The sequence below is a fragment of the Methanosarcina sp. DH1 genome, from assembly GCF_020804205.1.
GTDB lineage: Archaea > Halobacteriota > Methanosarcinia > Methanosarcinales > Methanosarcinaceae > Methanosarcina > Methanosarcina vacuolata.
This window is the reverse complement of sequence record NZ_WJBJ01000033.1, coordinates 38,579-58,461: the sequence shown is the minus strand read 5'-3', so window position 1 is coordinate 58,461 and position 19,883 is coordinate 38,579. Positions and strand designations below refer to the sequence as shown.

Below are 19,883 nucleotides of genomic sequence, written 5' to 3'. Positions count from 1 at the left end.
AGATAACGACCCTTCTGATAAGTGATACACATGAAAAAAGATACAAATAACGCCGGATCACCTGCCAAAGATCCGGAAATCTGCCGTACACCTGATGCTCCTGTTGTCGGCACAGGGAAACAGGTCGTGCTTCTTATTGCTATACTGGCGGGATTTATTACCCCTTTTGACGGTTCGGCAGTAAATATTGCCCTGCCTGCGATTGGGGCCGAATTTCACATGGATGCTATTGCCCTTTCCTGGGTTGCGACTGCTTACCTCCTTTCATCAGCATTGTTTCTTGTCCCTTTCGGAAAAATCGCAGACATTTATGGGAGGAAAAAGATTTTCCTCTACGGTATTACGATCTTCAGTATTTCGTCTTTAATTATGACTATGGCTTCCTCATCGGAAATGCTGATTGGAGTGCGGGTCGTCCAGGGCATTGGAAGTGCAATGATCTTTGGGACAGGTGTCGCTATCGTTACCTCAGTCTTCCCGCCCGGTGAGCGTGGAAAAGCTCTTGGTACTTACATTACTGCAGTTTACATTGGGCTTTCCGTTGGCCCCTTACTTGGAGGCGCAATGACGCAGTATCTTGGCTGGAGGAGCATCTTCTTTGTAAATGTTCCAATAGGTATTACAGCAATTATCCTTATCTTATGGAAGATTAAAGGTGAATGGGCTGAGTGCAGAGGGGAAAAGTTCGACCTGACAGGGTCAGTCATATATGGCATAGCGGTAGTTTCAGTAATGTACGGTTTTTCAGTTCTCCCGAACTTTAAAGGGGCTGCCCTCTTAGCTATGGGAACTCTCGGAGTAATTATTTTTGCCCTATATGAAATTAGAACACCTTTTCCCGTTCTTGATATTGGCCTACTGACAAAAAACAGAATCTTTGCCTTTTCGAACTTATCCGCACTAATCAATTATAGCGCTACTTACGCAGTGACTTTTCTTTTAAGCCTCGATCTCCAGTACACGAAAGGCTTCACTCCCGAACATGCCGGACTTATCCTGGTAGCGCAGCCGGTCATCATGGCTATGGTTTCGTCAATTGCAGGTCGGCTCTCTGACAGGATTGAACCTCGGATTGTTGCGTCCGCAGGGATGACATTTACTGCGCTTGGGCTCTCCCTTCTAATTTTCCTTACAGAATCAACTCCTCTCTGGCGCCTCGTTATTACCCTGATTATTCTTGGTATAGGTTTTGGGCTTTTCTCATCTCCAAACACGAATGCAATCATGAGTTCTGTCGATAAAAGGTTCTACGGCGTTGCATCGGGAATAAACGGGACTATGCGGCTTCTTGGCCAGATGCTGTCTATGGGTATCGCAATGATGATCTTTGCAATTGTTATCGGTCCCGTAGAGATTACGCCTGAATATTATCCCCAGTTCGTTTTAAGCCTGCATTATGCTTTCACGCTGTTTACGGCTTTCTGCATTATTGGAATATTCGCATCCCTCGTAAGAGGAAAAAGGAACCCTGTAACTGACGCCAGTATTCCAGAAAAAGGCAAAAAATAATACGTTAATCCTGTGTAATTCATGTAATTATTGCGTAACCCATTTAATCTAGGTGGTAATAGTGAAAATTCTTGGAATTAACGCAAGCCCGAAAGGAAATGAAAGCAAGACTCTTCAACTGGTAAAATCCGTGCTCAAAGGCGCGGAGTCAGAAGGTACCGACGTCGAACTGATAGATCTCTACAAACTGCGTATAGAATACTGCACAGGATGCGGAGCCTGTTATGCGACAGGAGAGTGTCCTCAGATCGATGACTTTGAGGAGCTTCTTGACAGAATTCTGAACACCGATGGAATTGTTTTTGGAGCTCCGAATTATATTAACTCGGTTCCGGCCCCTATGAAAGCTTTTTTTGACCGACTTTCGGATGCTATCCATTGCCAGATGCTGACCGGAAAATTCGGGTGCTCAGTGTCCACAGCAGGAGGAGGCAAGGCGGATGTGGTTGTAGAATACATGAACAGCGTGCTCATGACTCTTGGTGTTACCGTTGTCGGTGGCATTGGTATTGCAGTCGGGATGTATCCTTCTGCACTCGAGCAGGCTGCGGAAGACGCCGAAGAACTTGGTAAAAAGCTGGCAAAATCGATTCGTGGGGAGATAAAGTATCCGGATCAGGATGAAATGCATCGCCAGACAACAGAATATTTCTGCCAGCTTGTAAAATCTGATAAAGAGCGGTTTGCCCACGATTATGAATGGTATGTCCGGATGGGCTTGATAAAATAAGAATTATTCGTATTCCTTATCCCGTATGCTTGAAGATGTAGACGAAAACTGGTGTTCAAATTTGAAAAGCCGGGCAGATAACACTTCCTTCACACCTTTTTTGGGTTTCAAGGTGAAATTCGATCCGGCTGAAAATTCTTATTTTACTTGTCTTTTCTATTGGCATGTCTAAACTTATATACTTTAGTTTATATTTTCTTATAAGCAATTTATAATACTTGCAGCCTGGCAGAGCTTCAATTTGTCTGCAGGCTCAGATAAAAACGCGCTTTCAAGGTAAAGTAACTCATAGGCATACTGCCATAACTTCATCGTAGCCGGGGGTTTAACAGAATGGATGTATCTACTCTGGATAAAGAAAAAGGAGATCACATTTCCGGAATTGACAAGGGTAAGATTGTAATGTATGGCCTTAGCACCTGCGTATGGTGTAAAAGGACAAAGAAACTGCTTACTGATCTTGGTGTAGATTTCGATTTTATATACGTGGATAAGCTTGAAGGAGAAGAAGAAAACCAGGCTGTTGAGGAAGTAAAACACTTCAACCCTTCAACCTCTTTCCCGACAACTGTTATAAATGGGGAAAAAGCGATCGTGGGTTTTAGAGAAAAAGAAATCCGTGAAGCCCTTGGATTTCAGGGATAAATCAGACTGAAGATTTTGTAGGAAATAATTCGTTTTTGATAAAAACTTTTTTTGAAAAAGTTATCGATAAAACTTTTTCTCAAAAATTTTTGTTTAAGGGGGAATTGGGCTGAAAGAAGAAGCCGCTGAAGAAGATATAACCGAAGAACTGGTGGACAAAGTCTATAAGCGTTTGAACAATCAGGTTGAAAAATCGGGATATCACCTTAACCCTGACGTTGAGTTCACAAAGGATCTTGTACGGGGCCTGCTCGAGAATGAACGGCGGTACGGCTACTGGTCCTGCCCTTGTAGGCTTTCTGCTAATAACCTGGAAGAGGACCTGGATATTGTCTGTCCCTGCTACTATAGAGACCCTGACCTGAACGATTACGGAGCCTGTTACTGTGCGCTTTACGTTTCAGACGAGGTTAGCCGGGGAGAAAGAAGCGTAGAATCGATTCCTGAAAGGCGCCCTCCGAAAGAACAGAGGGACGCCGAAAGAGCCGAAGAAAAGAAAAGATCCGAGATGATGGAGACTATGGAATTTACAGGGAAACTTTCAAAACCGGTGTGGAGATGTAAGGTTTGCGGATATCTCTGTGCCATGGACGAACCGCCTGGAGTCTGTCCTATCTGTAAAGCGAAAAAGGAAAGATTTGAACGATTTATGTAAAGGTTCAGTAAATTTTTTTCTTTACTGTTTTTCTTTTTAATGGAATTCTCTTCAAATTTAGTGGAGTTTCAACCACGGAAAAAAGGGCATCTTCTTCAAATTTTACAGATAGAAGTTTTATAGATAGAAGTAAATTTCAGGTGTTTGCTGAAAATTTAAAAATTTAACTCAATTTAAAAACAACTTCAAGCGATGAATTCAATTTTATGACAATATGATAAAATTGTTGCACATTTATCAAGTTGGAAAATTCTCGATTGAATTTAAAGAGGATACGAGATTTTTTGTACAGATCAACGCTAAAAATAATTTCAACACTAAAAATAATTTCAATGCTAAAAATAATTTTCGAGAAGAATTAATCTACCCGGGAGCAGCCAGCACTTCTTTACTTATTTACTGATTTTATTACTTCGCGAGTCAATTCAATTGCTTCACTTTTAGATTCACTCTTATATACAGAGATACCTTTATACATTTTATAATGCCTTTTACATTTAATTTCCTACTCAATAATTATTCAATTACTCAACAATTGATCAATAACAATTGAAATTGCCAGTGCAGCACCTAAAAAAGCTAAGAAAGGAATCGGGCGCAAAAAGGTTATAAAAGAAAAGAGGAAGTAATTAGCCGAAGGGCTTAAAACCGAAAGGAGAACAAAAAGAGCTGGATTTAAAAGATAAGACTTGAAAGAGAATTAAAAAGGGCTGAAGAGAATAATAAAAATTAAATAAAATTAAGAAAAGTTTACAGAAAATTCAAGGAATGTTTAAGGGAATTCAAGGAAAGTTTACAGAAAATTCAAGGAAAGTTTAAGGAAATTCAAGGAAAGTTTAAGGAAATTCAAGGAAAGTTTACAAGGAAAGTTTAAGGGAATTCAATTAAAATTAAAGAGAATTAAGGCGCTTCCTGCTTAGATTCGGGTGAAAATATGGAAAAATATGATTATAGTGAACTTGGGCTGAAAGCCGGACTTGAAATTCACCAGCAGCTGGATTCGAAGGAGAAGCTGTTCTGCAGGTGTCCGACCCTTATAAGGGATGTCAAGGACTCGGACTTCGAGTTTTTCAGGTATCTCAGGGCTACGGAAAGTGAGATGGGAGAAAAAGACAGGGCTGCGGTGGAGCAGACCAAGATCCGGAGGAAGTATATCTATAAGGCTTATGACACGACCTGCCTTATAGAGAATGATGAAGAGCCTCCAAGAGAACTCAATAAGGAAGCCCTGGACATTTCTCTCGGGATTGCAAAACTCTTCAACATGAAGCCTGTCGACCAGATGCATGTTATGAGAAAGATTGTGGTAGACGGGTCTAACACAAGCGGGTTCCAGAGGACTGCTTTTCTTGCAAGTGATGGATTTATTGAAACCTCCCAGGGGCGTTGCGGAATTGACAGCCTTTGTGTGGAAGAAGAAGCTGCCCAGAAAGTAGAGGAAATCGGAGACTCGATCATTTATTCCCTGGACAGGCTGGGAATCCCGCTTGTGGAGATCGCAACAGCACCGGATATCAAGTCTCCTCGCCAAGCAAGGGAAGTCGCCGAGCAGATAGGAATGTTCCTCAGGTCTACAGGGAAAGTAAAGAGAGGACTTGGCACGATCAGGCAGGATGTAAATATCTCAATTGCCGAAGGCGCAAGAGTCGAAATAAAAGGTGTTCAGGCGCTTGACCTTATAGAAGATATTGTCCGCAGGGAAGTTGAAAGGCAGTTAAATCTTCTTTTTATCAGGCAGGAGCTTATGGAGAGAAAAGCTTTCGTCTGCGAGGAAATCTACGACATAACAGGACTTTTCGTAGACACGAAATCCAAGGTCCTGCAAAAAGGTGTGAAAAAAGGTGCAGTTCTTGCGGCCCTTCTCAGGAAGTTCGATGGGATGGTAGGCAAAGAAGTGCAGCCAGGAAGAAGACTTGGGACCGAATTTTCAGACAGGGCAAAGACTGCGGGCGTTGGAGGGATTTTCCACACCGACGAACTTCCCAACTATGGGATCACCGAAAAAGAAGTCAAGACTGTCCGGGATGCGATAGGCGCATCTGCAGGGGATGCCGTAATAATGGTTGCGGACGAACCTGAAAAAGCCAGGCTCGCAATTGAAGCGGTTATTCAAAGAGCAAAAGAAGCTATTGAAGGAATTCCTGAAGAGACTCGAAAAGCTCTTCCCGATGGAAACACCGCCTATATGCGTCCCCTTCCTGGTGCTGCAAGGATGTACCCTGAAACCGATGTGCCTCAAATAGAAATATCGCAGGAATACTTCGATTCAATTGAGGTTCCCGAACTCCTTACTGAACGAGCGAAACGTTTTGTCTCCGAAAATGGCCTGAATATAGAGCTTGCTGAAAAAATAGCATATTCAAGGCATCTCCCTCTCTTTGAGGAACTGATAGAGATTTACAAAAAAGATGAAAATGTAAACTCAACCCTCATTGCCCGAACTCTTGTAGGGATCGTTCCTGAAATCCGGAGAAACGGGGTAGAGACCGAAAACCTTACGGATGAGCATTTCAAAGGACTTTTTGCCGCTATTTCAAATCAGGAAATCGCAAAAGAAGCAATCCAGGACCTTTTGGCCGCTCTTGCAAAAGAGCCTGAACTGAACGCGCCGGAAGCGATCTCAAATCTCGGACTCAGTGCTTTTGACCCCGAAGAAGTCGAAAACTTCATTAAGAAAACCGTCAGGGAAAGAGGAGACTTTATCAAGGAAAAAGGTCCGGCAGCTCTTGGTCCCCTAATGGGCATTGTCATGAAAGAATACAGAGGCACTGTTGACGGAAAAATCCTTAGCCAGATGTTGAAAAAAGAATTGGATAGCTTCATTAATCAGGGATAACTCCCTTCTTTTTTCGTTTATCTTTTATCTCTGTTGTTTATTCTTCATTTTTTGTTTTTATTCATTATTTTCTTAAAAAACACTTTTTTACTTCTTCCCATACCTTAATTTTTCTTTCAAACTCCCATTTATGAAGTAAAAAATAACATTTTATAAAAGATAACTTTTTATATTAATTAAGACATTTATACTAATAGCATTTAGTGGTAGTTGTGGGTGCAATTTTGGTACATAGGAGATGATAAGTGGCGTAATGATCCACAAGAAGGTTGCAAGATAATTAACCTCAGGAGAAGATCCCCGTGAAAATACTGCTTGTAGATGATGACCCTTTGTTTTTGGAGCTATCAAAAACCTTCTTAGAAGTCTTTCATGATATAACCTCGGATACTGTAGACTCTGCAAGGGAAGCCCTTCAGAGGCTGGAGAAAAACTCCTATGATGTGGTAGTCTCAGACTATGATATGCCTTTAATGGACGGCATCACGCTCTTGAAAACTATTCGTGACAAAAGGATTGACACTCCCTTCATCCTGTTTACAGGTGTGGGTAGAGACGAACTTATGGACCAGGCAATTGAGAATGGCGCAAATTCTTTTATTCAGAAAATAGGAGACCCAAAAGCTCAGTATTCCGAGCTATCAAAGAGAATCTGGCAGGCTGTAAGTAGCAACGCAGGTTACTAAGAAGAACAAAGTAAGAGCTTTGAACCCTGCGGTAGTTCTTAACTAGATTTAAAATATTTATATCTGTCAATAGCTGTTGCTGAGTCGGTTTTTGAATCTTTTATTTCTTTACAGGCTTTTAAAGAGCACGACATATAACATACAATTGAGTCCACAATTCCTGCCCCTTTTGCAGGTGTATTTTTTCCCGGTTCGTGGCCACTCCCTCAAAACTCCAAATTGTTTAAAAATAACATATTTATAAAGGTTCAACCCATTTTGACAAAAAAAGGAATTTTATCTGAAAGATATTTATTAAGCAACTCAACTAACTTCTCTACAAAATACTGTTTTTTCATATACATTTGTAAAGCTAAATCAATAATTTGCTCATCTTTGCGAAGATCATGATAAAAAGTGGCTGTATGGTCATTGAATACTTTGCCGCAATGTTGGTAAAGATATCTTCTTATTTTTTCCCACGACTTATGTAAGTTCCAGTCCCAGTAATATTGCCTTGACCAGTAAGCCTATAGAGCTTGCAGTTTTTGTTCGGACAGGCAACGTCAAAGAATTGTGGCTCTGGACCTCTTTTTCCCATTACTCATTCGGACTTAGAGGGTCTATCCTGAAAAGCAGAATCATGAATAGTGCAGTTACGGTCCCTGTCCCCCACAAAAGTGGGTCTCTGGTAAAAGTAAGGAGCACGCCCATTAACAGCAGTAAAGTCCCAATAGTCAGTAAAATCTTAAATTTTTTCTCCAATTTTTCCCCCTCATTTCCCTTTTGAGTATTAATTTTTAAGTATCGGTATCAGGCGCTGAAAAACGTCTAATAATTATTCCTCATAGATAATTGGTTTTCTTTCATTATCTATTTTTTGACATTACTCCTTTGGCTATAAAATCCAGTAAGAATGGTGGTTAATATAATTAGAAAGAGATACTTAATCCGGAAATTTGCCAGGATAAGAATGCCATGAATAATCAAAAATGAACCACCGCATGAGTCGTCAAGCTTACAAGCGAAACTGGACTGATACGCTTTTGGGTGAGATGGACGGCACTCAATTATTGAAATATAAATTGTTAGATATTTTGGGGATAAGGAATATAAAAGTGTGTAAAAGTTATAACGTTTTGAGTTCAATTGAAGTTTTACCAAAATCAACGAAATGGCATTAAAAGCAAAAAAATTGCTTAAAATAATTTATTTCACCAAAAAATCATATCATAGGGCTTTAAAATAGAATCGCAAAATGTAGATGGATATAGAGAGGAATATAGAGTTCAGTGATTAGAATTCAGTGATAAAAGTCTGATTAAAGATACCTATTGTTAAAAAATTATTTTATGTGATTTTCTTTTACAAATTGAGTGAAAATAAAATAGTAATTACATGTTGAAAGTTTAACTAGAGAATTTTTCACTATTACACAACTAAAAAGTACCATAATTAAAATTAATGTTAGAAAAATTCATTAAATTGAATTTAAATTGATTTAACCAAATTTTTTAGTAAAATAAATATTATTATCTAATATTATTGAAAAATGAGAAATTTAATCGAGAAATAATAGAACCTCAATTGTATCTAAAATTTCAAAGTGAGATAACTATGAATTATATCAAAACCTGGAAAGAGGTTATGCTGAGACCTTCTGATTTTTTCAGGAGAATGCAAACAGCTGAAGGATACACTGATCCGCTAATTTTTGCATTAATTAGCATTATCCTAAACGTGTTTTTCTTTACACTGTTCCGCGACGGTATGTTAAGATTTGGTGTTCAGCCTAGCATATTAACATCAAGCATTATGCAGGATTCGGGATCCAACTTTATTATATTTTCGAATATTATTGAACCATTTATTATATGTATCCAATGTGCCTTCATCATGGCTCAGGCATTCAATCTTGCTTCTAAAGCACTTGGGGGAACAGGAAATTACAATAGTACTGTGAATTTTATGCTTTATACAAATGCTCCGGCGGTACTTGCCTGGATTCCTATTCTCAACTTCATCGCTGGAATTTACTATGTATATCTCAACATTGTGGGTGGTATGATTGTACATAATGTAAGCATGAGAAAATCCATAGTGATTATTCTTCTATCGGTTATACTATTCATTTTGTTACTTGCCTTATTGGTTATATTTATCTTATGTATCTATTCAGCGTACGAAAAATATGCCTATTGATATTGATTTTAAGATTTCATTCAGATTTTAAAAAGCAGAGATCTCAGATATGAAAACAGTTATGGCTCCTCGTCATTATCGTGGGTAAGATGAATTTCAATTCACGGCCGTGTTGGATTTTGTGATGGTTATACACAAAAAACAGCGAAGAGCCGATAACAGAAGATTTGGTATTAACTCCCGGCGAGACCAGAAAAAATAGAAATAGTAATACGCTTAAAAGAATAAAGAATAACATTACGAAAAAAGGGAGGACCAATGCAAGTTACTGTCCGCTTTGAAAAAAGATTACATATCCTCGTGATGGTAGGCTCAGTTCTTAATATCGTACTCATTGTGAAATTATATACAATTTCAGGAGATTGGATCCAGTTGGGGGCGATTGGTGGGTGGCTAGCAGCGTTGATGTACGCTTATCTAGTTCTAAAAAAATGTCCACATTTAGCAGATACAGAAAATTCTTGAATTTTTGAATGAGCCTATCCCAAAAGTAATGTGATGTTGAAACATCTGCTGAAAGTGGGGTACAGGGACGCAGGGGCAGAAATCTTTTTTGTCGGTCGGATTTTCACTTTTCCGGTCATCCTATCAGACTATTTTTATTTCCTGTATGTGTCATTAGCTGGATCAAGCCTGTTCCTGAGTTAACACTGTAAATTCCAGTTGCAACTTCTTAACTTTCTCATACGCTCCTAAGAACGAATAAAAGTGCATAAATTAAAATAGTAACAGAAAGTAAGGGTTTGTGACTCTTATGGATTCAACGTATGAAATATATCTCATAGCTGGAGGTCTATCTTTTCTTATACTCCTCCTACTGCTTTTGAATTTTTATAAAAGCAGGCTTATTTCATATTCACTCAGGCTTTGCAGCTGGATCTGTGGGATGGCGATAAGTTCGGACAGTCCCTGGGTTAAGATGCTTGTGCTTCATCTTGTATTTTTCATTCGACTTCTTATGTATCTTGCTATCGTTTCTCTTGAACAGGTCGATAAGCTAACTGCCAGAGGACTCTTGAAGCAGTATATCTCAGGCACCAGAATTGTCCTTTCTGAATATACACTCTCTTTCCTTCACTCTTCGAAAGCGATTGAAAGGCATATTCACAGCCTTGAAGCTGAACCCATAAACCGAAAAAATCGATATTTGAGAAAGAATTCTTTAAGAAAATAATCTCTAAGAAAACAAGCTCTTTAAGAAGATAATCTCTTTGAATCAGTTTTCATCTGTATTCGGTTAAGAAATCTGTTAACCATAACATGACTACTTCAATTATCTATTCATTAGGGTTTTCTAAAGGTGTTTTACGTGAAGCAGAATGCCAAATCAGATAACCCGTTTACTCTTAATGCTCATGTTCTGGAAAGGGTGAATAAGTGGGAAGCTCTGGTTTCAAGGTCAAAAGTAAAAGTGTGTATGTTTTTACTGTAAAATGTAAAAGTGTAAACAATTAAACAAAATATACCATCAGAGGTTATGGAACAATCTTTTTAAGTAAAGGTACTTTTTGTAAAAAAAACACAATAATAAATGATAAAACAACCAGTAAAAAAGTCACCAACGGAATTGATACGATTGGGCTTAATACCTTTACCGATAACAAACGTATCCCTGACACTCCGTGTAATATAAAATGTAATAGCATTGGATGGACAAGGTATATTCCCATAGTTGCTCTACCAATTGCGTTTATTAATTTACCAGATGCCGACCCTATACCTACTGAAAAGCGACTGAATATCGCCTTTATCAATATAAACAGACATGGCGAATAAGTTACTGATGTTATGGCAAACAAAACATGAACCGAACCGTAAAAATATTCACTCCGACCAGTAAGATAATAGGTCCCAATGATCGTAACTACTATTGAAACTATAACCATAAGACTGGATAAGTATACTATTTTCTTAGTTATCCTGGTTTTTTTAATTACATAGCCTATGAAAAAAAAACCAAAATCCCAGGTTGCAGCCACTAAGGGTATTCCATTTCTGTATCCGAGTAATCCTAATAAGCTACTTATGGGTACAAAGAAAAGCCACAATACCAAGTAATAACGTACATCATAAGCACTTGCATGCACCAGGATTCTGCGTAGCAAAGGAGTAATGAGATATAATCCGATGATTACATAGAGGAAGTATAAATGAAAATATATTTTGTTAGCAAATAATTGCTGCACAAAATTAGCAGTGAATAAGCTAAGCACATTAAAATTATTCTTGAATACCCAATATATCATTGACCATGCCACTAGAGGTATAACGACCTTGCTAAATCGTTTTGAAAAGAATATTTTGTCATCTTCTTGCTTATCCAGCAACAAATAACCGCTTAAGATGAGGAAAATGGGCACCGGAAACCGTATGAATCCGTTATATATGTTTGATGCCCACCAATCTGTAAGTGGGATTTTATTCCAGTAAAAAATAAACGAATCTTCTACGTGAATAGCTACGACGGCAATTATTGCAATAATTCGAATTATATCAATCCAAAGAAGCCGATTGTTTTTAGTAATATTATCCAACTTGTTACCTCTAAAAATTCAAGCCATTTTTAGTAATATCTTCTAAAATTTTTTAGTACAGACGGTCTCAAAACTCGATCCATTTCTATAATTAGATAATTAACTTGACATTGTTGACTTTAAAATCAGACCGGAAGTTACTCTAAAGTTCAGTTATATATCTGCCTTAAAGCAGGATGAATTCTCTCAATTGTAGAATTGACTGTAGGTTTGAGACAGCTTGATTAGTGAAATTTTGTTAACTTAATTTCAGTACTTATTTTTAAAAATCTGACCTACAACGTACGTTAAGACATATTTAAGTTAAACTGAAAATCCGGTGTGCTTTAAATCTTAAACTATATAAAATGAGAGTGTTTTATCCTGAATTTATTTTGTTTTTTGATTTCGTGTTTTGATTTCGTGTTTTGATTTCGTGTTTTGATTTCGTGTTTTGATTTCGTGTTTTGATTTCGTGTTTTGATTTCGTGTTTTGATTTCGTGTTTTGATTTCGTGTTTTGATTTCTCTTATTACGTTAATATCGTATCCAGATGACCTAATATTTTAATTTAACTTCAATATTTGTTTCTTTTACATAATCGTTCCAAAATACCAAATGAACTGGAGTTTACTCAGCGTTTAACCTTTTACGTCGCTTGTTGTTGTATTGTATATTGAACTTCCAAATGGTTTTGAACTTGCAAAATCATTTCAGGATACAACATCGATAAACGTTGTTTTTAATCTGAGATAGCAATTAAATAGATTCGCTCTTTATTCTGTTAATGGTGAGTTCTTGACCGACAATAGCATAACTACCGGAGAAAATATTTTAAATGCAGTGCTAGACAATATTTACCAGCGTCGATCTGTGCGCAATTTTTCTGATAAAGAGGTTTCTGACGAAATAATCAAAGAGATTATAAGAGCGGGAACATATGCCCCCACAGCCGTGAATAAGCAGCCATGGCGGTTTGTGGTCATAAAAAATAAGCAGCTCATCGAGGAATATGATGACCGTGCTAAGAAAGCTTTCCTTGCTGCATACAAAGATACCGAAAACCCAGAGCTGGCAAAATTTGTGCAATTTTTATCGAAACCGGCAACTCGAATCTTCTATGAAGCGCCTGTTCTCATTTTATTGTTTGCGTCTCCCAATGTTATCAATGAGCATGACTGTTCTCTAGCCGCTGAGAATATGATGCTTGCAGCTCAATCTTTAGGAATCGGCAGTTGCTGGATAGGTCTGGCTGAAGGCCTGGGCTACGATATGGAATTCCTGAAGGAGGTAGGAGTGCCAGAGGGTCATAAGCTTATCGCGCCGCTGATCTTCGGATACCCAGCAAAGCAGAACCTTAAAGCGCCTGCTCGTAATGCTGATGTCATATTAAAATGGATAAATTAACCCTTCGAAATAAGGGCATAATATAAATTTCCCACTGTTCGGGTTTACAATCTATTTAGAGCCTATCCACAGTGTTTTTATTCACTTATCTTTTTTGAAGAATATGAAAAGAGGGTTGATAGCCGGCGACGATGAGAACCGTTTTTTGGAACGGGGGTGGTGGTGTATATACTTGGGTTGGTTAATACAGTTATGAGAATATGTTCCCGTTCCTGGATATAATAAGTAGTAGCATCTACTTAAATAATACTGAGAAAAATAATAGCACTGATACAATAATTGTGTGAATTTTACTAATTAATGAATTGGAATCACCTATCTGTGGCTCAAAGTGTAAATGGAGTTAGGTGGCTAGAAGAAGCAAAAAATACTCGTAATCTGAATGACGAACAGGTTTTTAACCTGCTCGTCGATGTTTGCAGAAATTCAGATGCTCACTAATTAAAAATCATCTTATCCATAGGAAATGGCGAAGAGTCTTTATTTATCATCGTCTAAGAAAACGCTTTTAAAGTACTCTTTTATTGGTTTATCGAGAGTATCATTTCCTGTAAAAATCTCTGTATAAGGAAAGTAACCTGAAATTCCTTTATAGATAGTAACCAAATTTTCATGTTCTTCTAGCGTAATAGAATTTTCGCTATCTTTTGTTATTTTATCTTTCAATTTTTCAATTGATCCTGGTGAAAGAATGTATATTTTTAGTCCATGATTTGCTATGGAATCCGAGATTACATGATTGATATGATCGTCGCCGAAGCCATAACCTATTATAAGCAATCGATGTTGGTCTTGGGAGAGCACTTTTTTAAAGATTTCGAAATAAAGGCTTAAGAGAGGTTCTTTATTGATTTGATTGATTTTATTTTTTCCAATAACCATTGCTTTATTGCCGTCAATACCTTGCCAGTTATATGAACCATGAAGCTTTATTAGGAAAAAATTTTCGTTTGACAAAATATTATTGCTATATAATTTACCTTCGCTTGGTAACTTAACTAAATCAGAACCATTTTCTTCCTTAATTCCTGGGATACAAATTTTTTGATAATCCATTTCAGTACAAATTTTTTGGTAACATTTTTCAAAAAATAAATCTTGATTGAGAGTAAATATGAAAGAGTTTTTACCTGAGGACACCTTTAACTTATCTCCATTGGCGAAACAGTATGCATTTTCATCAGCTGTCAAATAATCATAAACTTGCTGGAAAAGAGATATAAATTGAGAAACACCTGTAAGTATCTCTTTTTGTCGCGTTTCGTCTTTTGTGGAGTTTTCCGTATATTCCATAAATTGGCTGAAAACGTGATCAATGTACCCATATGCAAAGTTTGTAGCTTCCCTGATAGCATCTTTTTCATCATCTTTGAATTCGATAAATGAGTATTTTTCGCCAAATAGTCCCGTTTTGTCTTCAAAACCTTCTAATACAGAATTGTAAACGTCTTCATAGTCAAAGTTATTTAGCATAAATTCTCTAATTCGTGGTTTTGACTGAATTTCCTTATGATTAAATATTAAATACCACATTTCATTTGCTAACGGAGCTCCAAAATTTTTACTAAAACCGGCACCTAGTAATAGAATTCTTTCATCAATTTTATCTAATTGGACATATTCAAGTTTTAATGGAGTACTCATAAAGAATATTATGACTCAAAAGATAATATAACTGTCTTTCCGGAGATGTCTTCTTGAAATGAATAATTTTTCACTATCGTTTTTGGAGAAATTTCCAAAAATTTAGTATTGAGATTATCTGGGATCTCATTTGTTACTACCAAAACACACATGAAATTCTTCGAATAACAGGCACAAAGAAATGAAAGTAGTTTACCCCACCTTTTTTGACTATTGATCTCCTCATTACCTTGGGCGGTAAGTTTGTCTTGTTTTTGGTTTTTCAAAACCGTACCAAAAACAAGAAGGAAAACTTTTACTGAATATATAAGGTTCAAATAAATGAGTAAATGGAGAAATACAATTTAAAATAATCAAAGTTGCGCTGGCGAACCCCGCTGCAAGCAACGGGTATGTACGCGCCACCGCTCGAAATTCCGTTAAAGAAAATAATAACCCTAAACGGCTTAGTTTGAGCAGAAGTTAACAACCGAAAAATGGAATTGACAAATAATATAATCATCAACGGTTACCGGGGAAGTTTCCATCCCCGCAGCAAGCTAGCGGGGCATTCGACTGAAATAAATTCTTCAAATTTCTTTGAAAAAGGATTGAGGTCAATGAATAATAGGTACCAGTGAAATTATATTGATCTTGGAATTGTCATATTTTGGATTCCCGCTATTCTAATAATTTATCTGTTAGGTTGTCTCAAAACTCGACCCATTTCTACAATTGGATAATTGGAATTGTTGACTTTAAATTTAGATTGAAAATTATTCTGGAATTCAGATATATATTTGCCTTGAAGTACAGCACATTATCCAATTTGTAGAATCAAATGTAGTTTTGAGACAACTTGTGGAAATAGCTTTAACATGGATGAAACAAAAGAGGATAAGAATGAAGCTGAGATCACTGAACTTTAATAACTTATTACGCAATTGTTGATTTGCTATTTTGATCTTGTGWGCTGCAGACGAGAGCAATCTRCAGCTCATAAGGAGATCTGTCTGGAAGTACAAGTRCATCGATTGAGAAAGAGGTCACTCCCGAGACGAAGCTTTTTTGTTGAAAATAAGAGTTGTATGGATCCTRGGTATTTTTTGAATCGAATCACTTTGTACTTCCAAAATATAAATAAACCAAATTTATCATATAGTTTTTGAATATATTATATATATTTTGATTATTGCTATTGAGAAAAATAATAGCACTGATACAATAATTGTGTGAATTTTACTAATTAATGAATTGGAATCACCTATCTGTGGCTCAAAGTGTAAATGGAGTTAGGTGGCTAGAAGAAGCAAAAAATACTCGTAATCTGGATGACGAACCGATTTTTAACCTGCTCGCCGATGTTTACAGAAATTCAGATGCTCACTACGAAAGCGCCATTTTATTAGTGCCAAAGTGTTAAGTTTTTTACTGAGTTTTATTTTAGTGACTTTACTTGTTCTACAAACTTATTCCAAAATTCTACTCAAAAAACAAGATATAAGTAGTCGGGGAAGAGCAACCCCGCCAACGGGTTTGTGAGGGGCAGGGAAAGAATAAGACCTGCCCCTTATGATTACAGACCAAACCTAGGAAATAGGTCTGCATACGAATATCAGTGTTAAAAATATTTAAGTGTTTCCATGGTGTTTATTTTAGGCTCTCAATGTCTGTGCAGGTCACAGAACCTCAGCAATTCCAGTCATTTACCACGTCAGCAAGCATAAATACAATAAACTCTTCAAATTCCTTTGAAATAAGAATGAAGCTGAGATCACTGAACTGTAATAACTTATTACGCAATTGTTGATTTGCTATTTTGATCTTGTGAGCTGCAGACGAGAGCAATCTGCAGCTCATAAGGAGATCTGTCTGGAAGTACAAGTGCATCGATTGAGAAAGAGGTCACTCCGAGACGAAGCTTTTTTGTTGAAAATAAGAGTTGTATGGATCCTGGGTATTTTTTGAATCGAATCACTTTGTACCTCCAAAATATAAATAAACCAAATTTGTTATATAGTTTTTGGATATATTCTATATATTTTGAGTTTTGCTATTTAGCTTTGGTTTCTTAGGAGTGATTGGCAAGGGATGAGATAGATCAATAGTACTGAAACCTTCTAGTTGAATTAAGTTTCTCGACCTATATTTCTAACCTGTTTTTTACGATGGACGTTAGATTACTAGCAATAAATTTAATATGTAAAATAGTATTAAACTTATATCATAATTTGCATTAGATATTGTTAGAAAAATTACTGTCAGTCCATGAAATTAAAAGCGATGAGAGAAGAGCATGAGTACATCGGGAGAACAAGAGTTCCTTAAAATGTATACTAATTTAAATGAGACTCAGTGTGATAATGTTCCAAATAGTCCTAGGGTTTTCATAAGTTACAGTCATGATTCTAATAAGCATAAAGAAAATGTGTTCCGGCTTTCAGAACATTTGCGTAGAGAAGGAGTTGATTGTAATATAGATCAGTACGAAACTTCTCCTCCAAAAGGATGGATTCAGTGGATGATCAATCAAATCGAAGAAGCTGATTTTGTCCTAATCGTCTGTACGGAAAACTATGAAAAAAGGTTTAAGGGTAAGGATGAAATTGGAAAAGGCAGGGGTGTAAAGTGGGAAGGTGCAATTATAACACAAGAACTATACTACTCCGAAGCTAACAATAAGTGTATACCTATTGTGTTTTCTCCTGAGGATTCAGAATATATTCCTTCAATTCTTAAAAGTGCCACTTATTACGTGCTTAATATGGAGGAAATTAATGATGAAACTTATGATGAACTTTATGCTCGTCTTACATATCAAAAACTTGTCATAAAGCCAGACATTGGGGAACTGAGGCTCATAACACCAAAATATTGCTCATCATCCGTAAGCACGCAAAAGGAAGAAGGAGAGATAGCTGAGAGTAACCAGAAACCTATGATTGGTAAATTAAGAAAAATAATTCCTGAGCCTCAGAGCTCAAAGATTCATGAAACTTTCACCAGTCTTTCAAATGAAAAAATTGAAAATTCAGAAGATGAGAATCACTTTAAAAGAGAAAATGCAGAAAAAATTATTGAAAAAGTAGTTAGACCTTTGAGGGACTATGCAAAGTATATAAAGCTATATTTCGAAAATGGAGATTATATTCTTAATTTAGAGAATAAAGCTATAAATTTAAATCTTAAATTCGATGGGTGTGAATTTATTCGAATTTGTGAAGAAAGTAACAGATTCCGTTTAAAAGATGAAAATTTAGTTTTTATATATAAAAGAGATGAGATTCTCAATACAAATATGCCACAAATAATTTCACATTTGGAGAACTATAGGGAACATTTTATAGCACTAAAAACTACTATTGAGAGCCTTAATATTTCAAACATTCCAACCTCTTTTGAAAGTGATATCGCCATTTTAATTGGAAAAGAGAATGGAAAGAGCGCTCTAGAAGAGGATGAAAGAAAGGAAGAATTTTTATTCAAACTTTATGCAACCGTAATTACAGGCAAAGGAACATTCGGTGGGCATGTCTGGGCTACCACATTGAAATGTAAAAAATCAAAGGAAGTCTTGAAGATAATCAAAAAGGATCCTTATAGTAATGAAACATTTACAAAAATAGAATATTTAAAGAATAAAATTATTTTTAATGTAACGGAATTAATTAATGAACTTAATGAATTGGATGAAGAGTTGCAAAATGCTTATTGTTTGTGACACTAAAGAGCCACCTTGTTTACTATAACTACGCGGATCCTGTTTTCAACTCCGATTTTGATGTCAGTATCCACTCTGTTCAGAATAGCTTCAAGTTCATTTACTGTCGAGAGAATCTGAGGAATACAAACACAAGTGCCGAAATCGCAGTTACTAAACTGAAAGCTGGTGCTGATGAAGATGAAGATGAATTTTCTGAAGCTGGCTTTTTTGAAGTGGGTTGATTTTTGGACTCAGACTGCTTAAAAGTAGGAGTTTCACCTTGATAATATTCGTTGGAGATTGTGCAGTAGGCGATGGTGAATTCACTATTTACTACAGGTTCAGGATTGCCTTTTTCTACTATTGAATAGTGAAAATTAATTGGAAGCGATCCACCAGCCCATTTATCTGTTGGTACGACCGTCCATTCAAAAATATGAGATTCATTTGCCTTCAAAATTGTACTTGAATATCGATTCATTTTTGAGGGTCCATCTATAACCTCAAAGTATCCCTCCCCTAACCCGGTGAGTTGACCAGATACTTTGTATTCTTGATAAACAGTCATGTTTACTTTGAGATTAAATGGCTCTCCAATCTTTAGGAGAGGTTTTGCCACTTCCGCGCCTGGAAGAAGCTTATCATTGTAGTATACATCTATTTTGCCATATGGACTATCTGCAGCTGCATTTCCTGTTAATAAAACTATACAAAATGCTCCAATTAGAATCAGTTTTGCTCTCATATTTCTGCACCTAATACTGGCGAGATAATCTGAGGAATACAAGCACAAGTGCCGAAATTGCAGTTACTAAATTGAAAGCTGGTACAGATGCTGATGAAGGTGAATTTTCTGAAGCTGGCTTTTTTGAAGTGGGTTGATTTTTGGACTCAGACTGCTTAAAAGTAGGAGTTTCGCCTTGGTAATGTTCGTTGGAGATTGTGCAGTAGGCAACTGTAAAGCCGCTGTTTACTAAAATATCTCTTGTTTCAAAATCGTTTATTTGATATACTAAGTTGATTGGTATAGATCCACCTGCCCAGTTACCAGTCGGTTTAACAGTCCATTCATACATTTTAGTAGAGTTTTTGTCGAGAATTTCTGTTCCATAGTCTTTCATTTTAGAAGTTGAACCGCTAATAATTTCAAAGTCATTATCTCCAATTTCAGACATCATTACGGAGACGTAACATTTTTGGTAAACTGTTAGGTTAATTCCAATGTTGAATGGCTCTCCAATCTTTAAAACTGGTTTTGCAACCTCTTTTCCTGGTAACAGCTTGTCATTATAATAAACATCCATTTTACCATAAGGGCTGCTTGCTGTAGCTAAATGTGAAATTAATATTAAGCCTATCAAAAACCCTATTAACAAATAATTCACGTTCATGTAT

The 19,883-nt window shown here is 36.8% G+C and carries 16 protein-coding genes and 1 pseudogene; 10 read left to right on the top strand and 7 right to left on the bottom strand.

All coding sequences use genetic code 11. The features are described 5' to 3' along the window. Nucleotides 1-30: 30 nt before the first annotated feature. The 6 genes from FXW07_RS17820 to FXW07_RS17795 all read left to right on the top strand — a co-directional run bounded on the left by FXW07_RS17820 (nt 31) and on the right by FXW07_RS17795 (nt 7,061). Entirely contained in the window at nt 31-1,509 is a 1,479-nt protein-coding gene (locus FXW07_RS17820; RefSeq protein ID WP_229396892.1) for an MFS transporter, read from the top strand. 61 nt (nt 1,510-1,570) lie between these two features. Continuing rightward, nucleotides 1,571-2,239, top strand: coding sequence for a flavodoxin family protein (locus FXW07_RS17815; RefSeq protein WP_229396890.1), 669 nt, complete (start codon nt 1,571-1,573; stop codon nt 2,237-2,239). 333 nt (nt 2,240-2,572) lie between these two features. Further along, complete coding sequence (locus tag FXW07_RS17810) at nt 2,573-2,884, top strand: glutaredoxin family protein (protein WP_229396888.1); 312 nt, start codon at nt 2,573-2,575, stop codon at nt 2,882-2,884. Between the two features lie 151 nt (nt 2,885-3,035). Beyond that, on the top strand, nt 3,036-3,539 hold the full coding sequence (locus FXW07_RS17805; protein ID WP_229396886.1) for a ferredoxin-thioredoxin reductase catalytic domain-containing protein: 504 nt from the start codon (nt 3,036-3,038) through the stop codon (nt 3,537-3,539). A gap of 934 nt (nt 3,540-4,473) precedes the next feature. After that, nucleotides 4,474-6,375: a Glu-tRNA(Gln) amidotransferase subunit GatE gene (gene gatE / locus FXW07_RS17800; RefSeq protein WP_229396884.1), complete on the top strand. Its 1,902-nt coding sequence runs from the start codon at nt 4,474-4,476 to the stop codon at nt 6,373-6,375. 302 nt (nt 6,376-6,677) lie between these two features. Then, nucleotides 6,678-7,061, top strand: coding sequence for a response regulator (locus tag FXW07_RS17795; RefSeq protein ID WP_229396882.1), 384 nt, complete (start codon nt 6,678-6,680; stop codon nt 7,059-7,061). A 180-nt stretch (nt 7,062-7,241) separates the two neighbouring features. Here the strand turns inward: FXW07_RS17795 and FXW07_RS17790 are convergent. Beyond that, nucleotides 7,242-7,641 (bottom strand): annotated as a pseudogene (locus FXW07_RS17790) (IS1 family transposase); the annotation flags it as partial. Continuing rightward, entirely contained in the window at nt 7,641-7,805 is a 165-nt protein-coding gene (locus FXW07_RS17785) for a hypothetical protein (RefSeq protein WP_156151084.1), read from the bottom strand. The pseudogene FXW07_RS17790 and the gene FXW07_RS17785, both read right to left, overlap by 1 nt. Nucleotides 7,806-8,657: 852 nt before the next feature. Between FXW07_RS17785 and FXW07_RS17780 the strand changes: the two genes are divergently transcribed. Continuing rightward, entirely contained in the window at nt 8,658-9,242 is a 585-nt protein-coding gene (locus tag FXW07_RS17780) for a YIP1 family protein (RefSeq protein WP_346655675.1), read from the top strand. 886 nt (nt 9,243-10,128) lie between these two features. Continuing rightward, complete coding sequence (locus FXW07_RS17775; protein ID WP_229396880.1) at nt 10,129-10,416, top strand: hypothetical protein; 288 nt, start codon at nt 10,129-10,131, stop codon at nt 10,414-10,416. Between the two features lie 301 nt (nt 10,417-10,717). Here FXW07_RS17775 and FXW07_RS17770 read toward each other — a convergent pair whose 3' ends face one another. Further along, a complete protein-coding gene (locus tag FXW07_RS17770; protein ID WP_229396878.1) occupies nt 10,718-11,776 on the bottom strand; it encodes an acyltransferase family protein in 1,059 nt (352 codons plus the stop codon). Between the two features lie 777 nt (nt 11,777-12,553). Between FXW07_RS17770 and FXW07_RS17765 the strand changes: the two genes are divergently transcribed. After that, on the top strand, nt 12,554-13,162 hold the full coding sequence (locus FXW07_RS17765) for a nitroreductase (protein ID WP_229396876.1): 609 nt from the start codon (nt 12,554-12,556) through the stop codon (nt 13,160-13,162). Between the two features lie 480 nt (nt 13,163-13,642). Here FXW07_RS17765 and FXW07_RS17760 read toward each other — a convergent pair whose 3' ends face one another. Both FXW07_RS17760 and FXW07_RS17755 read right to left on the bottom strand, forming a co-directional pair. Continuing rightward, nucleotides 13,643-14,806 (bottom strand): SIR2 family protein, encoded by a 1,164-nt coding sequence (locus tag FXW07_RS17760; RefSeq protein ID WP_229396874.1) that lies wholly within the window; start codon nt 14,804-14,806, stop codon nt 13,643-13,645. 1,774 nt (nt 14,807-16,580) lie between these two features. Then, entirely contained in the window at nt 16,581-16,763 is a 183-nt protein-coding gene (locus tag FXW07_RS17755) for a hypothetical protein (protein WP_157206087.1), read from the bottom strand. Between the two features lie 318 nt (nt 16,764-17,081). On the opposite strand from FXW07_RS17755, the gene FXW07_RS17750 reads away from it, so the two are divergent. Continuing rightward, nucleotides 17,082-18,506 (top strand): SEFIR domain-containing protein, encoded by a 1,425-nt coding sequence (locus tag FXW07_RS17750; RefSeq protein WP_229396872.1) that lies wholly within the window; start codon nt 17,082-17,084, stop codon nt 18,504-18,506. 100 nt (nt 18,507-18,606) lie between these two features. Here the strand turns inward: FXW07_RS17750 and FXW07_RS17745 are convergent, their stop codons facing one another. Beyond that, on the bottom strand, nt 18,607-19,233 hold the full coding sequence (locus FXW07_RS17745; RefSeq protein ID WP_229396870.1) for a sarcinarray family MAST domain-containing protein: 627 nt from the start codon (nt 19,231-19,233) through the stop codon (nt 18,607-18,609). Nucleotides 19,234-19,243: 10 nt separating this feature from the next. Next, nucleotides 19,244-19,879 carry a sarcinarray family MAST domain-containing protein gene (locus FXW07_RS17740; protein WP_229396868.1) on the bottom strand — a complete coding sequence of 212 codons (636 nt, stop codon included), beginning with the start codon at nt 19,877-19,879 and terminating at the stop codon, nt 19,244-19,246. Nucleotides 19,880-19,883 lie beyond the last annotated feature (4 nt).